Here is a 4,519-nt window from a genome sequence, read left to right as displayed (position 1 = left end):
TTCTTGTATACATGCAACGGACGTGCCAGCCGGAAGGCGCCCAGGGTAGCGGGGAAAGAGGGGGAATCAGGGCCGCGCGGGGATCCCAAACGGGGGCGTGGCATGGGTGCCGGAGCGCCAAGCGCGGGCGGYCTGGCACCAAAAACGACCGGCGTGCGGTGGGTGGCCCGGTAGACATCCACGAGGTCGCAGCAAGCCCGCACCAGCGCAGCGAAGTGCCCATCAAGCAACTCCCGCGGAGCCGGCTTTGCCGGGCCGCCGGGAGGCGCCCCCTCGGGGGGCAGGAGCGAAGCGACGTGGGGGCTCCGTCTAATTGGAACCTTTGATCAACCGCCCGCTCGCCGACTGGATCGGCCGCGCATTCATCGGGTACAGCCGCGAGAAGATGCCGATCTGCTCCGACGAGATTCCGACCGGCTGCTTCATCACCATCCACAGCACGCCTTCGCTGCACGGCGGCGTCGTCAGCGAGCCCATGTAGGTGTAGTAGCCGCGCTCGGACGGCAGCAGCGCGTTCAGGTCGAGCGTCGCGCGGGCGGCGACCTCGTCGCCCTTCTCCAGCGGCAGGTTGTTCCACACCGTCTGCACGATCGGCTGCACGCTGCCACGGTCCAGCAGCACCGCGACCACCGCGAGCTTGCCTTCGAGATCCTTGTRCACCAGGTGCGCGACCATGTCGAACTGCCGGCCGTTGATGCGCTCCTCCGACGGGCGGTGGAAGTGGAACTGCACGAGCTCGAAGCGCCGGCCCATCACCTCGATCGAGTTGCCCGGCGCCACGTTGACCTGCACCGTGTGGCCGTTGTCCAGCACCTTGAAGCTGCTGGGCTTGTAGTCGAACTGCACCGGATCGAGCTGCACCGAGATGCCGTCGCGGATGTCGATCGGGCTCTGCCGCTTGCCGCTCGAGCAGGCGCTGAACTCGGGCTTCAGCTTGCTCCAGTTCTCCGGCGCGCCTTCGCCGCTGTAATCCCAGTGCGGCGACGCACCATGCGCGGCGACGACCGAGCGCGACGGGCGCGCGGCGATCGCACGTGGTTCGGCCACCCCCTGCGTGGCATCCAGCGCAGCCGCACCGCCACCACCACCGGAGGATGACACCGCCGAGCGCACCGGCGTGGTCGACGCCGCACCCGGCCGGTTGGCCACGCGCACGATGTCGGGGTTGGCCTCGGCCGGCTGCGCGCCGAGCTTCTCGGCCAGGCGCTGGCGCAGGCGATCCATCGGGTCCTCGAAGCCGCGGGCCTTGGCCGCCTTGGCGGCGGCCGGCTTGTCGGAGTCGGCATCCTTCATCGGCTTGACCGGCGAGTTGCGCGGGTCCGGCGCATGGACGTCGGAGGCCTGCGCCGCCACGGCGGCCAGGCTCAGGCCGAGCAACGCCGCGGCAAGGCGGCCAGACAGGATGGTGGACATGGAAACGCTCCCGGCACGCCCTCGGAACTCGGGGCGTCTCTCGCGATATCGACCGTCAGGCGGCCGGCTTGAGCTTGATCACGACGCGCGGCTTGACCCAGATCCAGGCGAAGACGCCGATGCTCATCATCAGCAGCGACGCGATCGCGAGCCAGAGCGTGGAATGCATCACCAGCGGCGCGATCACGCCGGCCACCAGCCCGTTGGCCAGGCTGCCGATGCAGGCCTGGAACGACGAGGCCATGCCGCGCCGCTCGGGCACCAGGTCGAGCGTCATCAGCGTGACCACCGGCACCATCAGTGCCCAGCCGAACGCGAAGATGCCGATCGGCAGCAGCGCCCACCAGGCCTGCGGCACGAACAGCAGGTTCAGCGCGAGGTTGACGACCGACACCACCAGCATGATCACGAAGCCGTGGCGGATCTGGTGGTGCGGCTTGATCTTGCCGGCCAGCCGCCCCGAGAACCAGGCGCCGCCCATGATCCCGCTGATGGTGATCAGGAAGAACCAGAAGAACTGGCCGGGCTGCAGGTGCAGGTGGTCGCCGAGGAAGACCGGCGCCGACAGCACGTACAGGAACATGCCGTTGAACGGAATGCCGCTCGCGAGCGCGAGCATCAGGAAACGTGGGTTCGAGCCCAGCTGCCAGTAGCCGCGCATCAGGTGGCGCACGTTGAACGGCTGCTTCTGCGAGGCATGCAGCGTCTCGGGCAGCAGCCGCCAGTTGCCGATCCACAGCGCGGTGCCGACGGCGGTGAGGAACCAGAAGATCGCATGCCAGCCGACATGCACGAACAGGAAGCCGCCCACCATCGGCGCGATGGCCGGCGCGATGCCGAAGTAGATGGTGACCTGCGACATCACGCGCTGCGCATCGGCCGGCGGGAACATGTCGCGGATCACCGCGCGCGAGACGACGATGCCGGCCCCGGCCGACATGCCCTGCAGCGCGCGGAAGAACACCAGCGCGCCGATGTGCTGCGACAGCGCGCAGCCGGCCGACGCGAGCGTGAACACCGCGATGCCCCACAGCACGACCGGACGGCGCCCGAGGCTGTCGGACAACGCGCCGTGGAACAGGTTCATCACCGCGAAGCCGAACAGGTAGGCCGACAGCGTCTGCTGCATCTCGACCGGTGTCGCGCCAATCGATTGCGCGATGCCGGTGAAGGCCGGCAGGTAGGTGTCGATCGAGAAGGGCCCCAGCATGCCGAGGCAGGCGAGCAGCGCGGCCAGCGCCCAGCGCGGTGCGCGCCAGAGTTGTTGTGCGTCGGGGTTCATGCGGAGCGCCGAGTGTAGCGGGCCGACTGGGGCGCCATGCGCGTTTGCGAGGTCGACCCGCGCTCCCGCTTGCCTCACACTCGCGCCATGAGCTCCTCGACAGACCGTGTTCCGCTGGTCCAGGTGCGCGACCTGTTGCACGTGGGCGAGCCGCTGCCGTTCCGGATCCTCGACACGCACGAGCGGCTGCTGCTGAACGCCGGACAGGTGCTGCTCGACGAGCGCCAGCTCGACGGCCTGCACGAGCGCGGCGCCTGGGCCGAACGGCCGCTGGTCGAGGCCGCCCGGCAGGCGCAGGCGGCCGCTGCGAAGAAGTCCCAGGCCGCGGCTGCCTTGTCGGTGTTCGACCGCTGGGAGCGCCTGATGCATCACTTCGACCAGGTGGCGCGCGCACTCCAGCGCCGCGAGGCGCAGGGCGCGGCGCTGACGGCCTTCTTCACCGTGCTGCAGGCGCTGGTCGACCGCGATCCGGACGTGGCGCTGTTCGAATGCATGCGCCAGGAAGAGCGCCGCTTTGCGCTCTACCCCTTCCGCCACGCCGTGCGGGTGGCTGCGCTGGCACTGCTGACGGGCCGCCAGCTCGGGTGGACGCCGCAGCGCTGCACCTCGCTCGGATGTGCCGCGCTGACGATGAACCTGTCGATGCTCGACCTGCAGGCCACGATGGCCGCCCAGGACACGCCGCCGACCCGCAAGCAGCTGGAGCAGATCCGGGCGCATCCCGAAGCCTCGGTCGCGATGCTGCAGGGCGTCGGTGTCGAGGACGAGACCTGGCTGGCGACCGTGCTGGGCCACCATGAACAACTGGGCGGCGCTGGCTACCCGAAGGGCCACGAACCGACCCCGGAAGCCCGCGTGCTGCGCGCGGCCGACGTCTACATGGCCAAGATCAGCGCGCGCGAGAAGCGCCCGGCGATGACGCCGCAGATGGCCACGCGCCAGCTCTTCCAGCAAAGCGCCGGCGATGAACTGGCGATGGCCATGATCCGGACGGTCGGCGTGCACCCGCCCGGCAGCCTGGTGCGGCTGCACTCCGGCGAGGTGGGCGTCGTCATCCGCCGGGCCACCAGCGGGCCGCACCCGCTCGTCGCGACGCTCAGCGACAAGAACGGCAAGCCGGTCGGCGAGACCCACCGCCGCGATTCGTCGCAGGCCGGTTTCGCGATCGAGGGCGCCGCCGAGAACGCCGCCRCGTTCCCGCGCATCCCGCCGGAACGGGTCTATGGCCTGATGGCCGGTTGAAAGTGTGAAGCGGACCGATAGGCCGGATTCTGTGCGCCCGCCGGCTCTTGCGAACCGGCGGACGTGACCGCCATTCCTCTGGGCCGGGCATCGCTGCCCGGCTCGGTGCTACCTACCCGCACACTCCTCGGGCCGAATCAACGTGTGCCTATTTGGTATTGCTGCGCGTAGAGATTGCCCGTTTCACCCGCCGCGCCGGCCTTGCGACCGATGCGGCGACTCGTCTCTGTTGCTCTGATCCTCACCTCGCGGTGGACAGCCGTTGGCTGCTACGCTGCCCTGTGCAGTCCGGACCTTCCTCCAGTGCRCCCTTTCGAGCCTTGCACCAGCGGCGGTCTGGCCCGCTTCACCGGCGCATTATCCCCTGCTCTTCGCAAGGCGCTTGTCGCGCAGCACCACCTGGCTGCCGCGGCGGTCGAGTTCGAACAGCTGCGTCGCCTCGATCAGGTCGATCAGCTTGCGGTAGCCGTAGTTGCGCGGGTCGAACGAGGCCTGGTTGCCGATCTGCTGGCCGACCGCACCGAGCGCCGACCAGCCGTCCTCGCCGGCCGCCGATTCGGCCGCATTGCGCAGCAGCGAGAC

Annotated in this window: 4 protein-coding genes and 1 other RNA gene; 1 reads left to right on the top strand and 4 read right to left on the bottom strand. The window is 69.5% G+C overall.

What is annotated here, in order from left to right; translation table 11 throughout:
- Positions 1-309: 309 nt before the first annotated feature.
- A complete protein-coding gene (locus AC1D15_RS19115) occupies positions 310-1,413 on the bottom strand; it encodes a carbonic anhydrase (protein WP_477827223.1) in 1,104 nt (367 codons plus the stop codon).
- A 55-nt stretch (positions 1,414-1,468) separates the two neighbouring features.
- The gene (locus AC1D15_RS19110) at positions 1,469-2,695 is read right to left on the bottom strand and encodes a multidrug effflux MFS transporter (protein WP_477827222.1); all 1,227 of its coding nucleotides are present in this window, start codon (positions 2,693-2,695) and stop codon (positions 1,469-1,471) included.
- Positions 2,696-2,782: 87 nt separating this feature from the next.
- Here AC1D15_RS19110 and AC1D15_RS19105 point away from each other — a divergent pair, with 87 nt between their 5' ends.
- The gene (locus AC1D15_RS19105) at positions 2,783-3,937 is read left to right on the top strand and encodes an HD-GYP domain-containing protein (RefSeq protein WP_477827221.1); all 1,155 of its coding nucleotides are present in this window, start codon (positions 2,783-2,785) and stop codon (positions 3,935-3,937) included.
- A gap of 2 nt (positions 3,938-3,939) precedes the next feature.
- On the opposite strand, the gene rnpB is transcribed toward AC1D15_RS19105, so the two are convergent.
- Together rnpB and AC1D15_RS19095 are read right to left on the bottom strand one after the other, a co-directional pair.
- An RNA gene (rnpB, locus tag AC1D15_RS19100) (RNase P RNA component class A) lies at positions 3,940-4,285 on the bottom strand.
- 9 nt (positions 4,286-4,294) lie between these two features.
- On the bottom strand, positions 4,295-4,519 hold a 225-nt coding region (locus AC1D15_RS19095), incomplete at its 5' end, for an OST-HTH/LOTUS domain-containing protein (RefSeq protein ID WP_477827220.1).

It is taken from the genome of Rhizobacter sp. P2_H2, assembly GCF_056403375.1.
The sequence above is the reverse complement of the archived record's forward strand: the minus strand, read 5'-3'. Positions and strand labels throughout refer to the sequence as shown.

Coding starts and splice junctions, on each gene's coding strand:
- AC1D15_RS19110 (WP_477827222.1), bottom strand. CDS start 2,695: ATGAACCCCGACGCACAACAACTCTGGCGCGCACCGCGCTGGGCGCTG.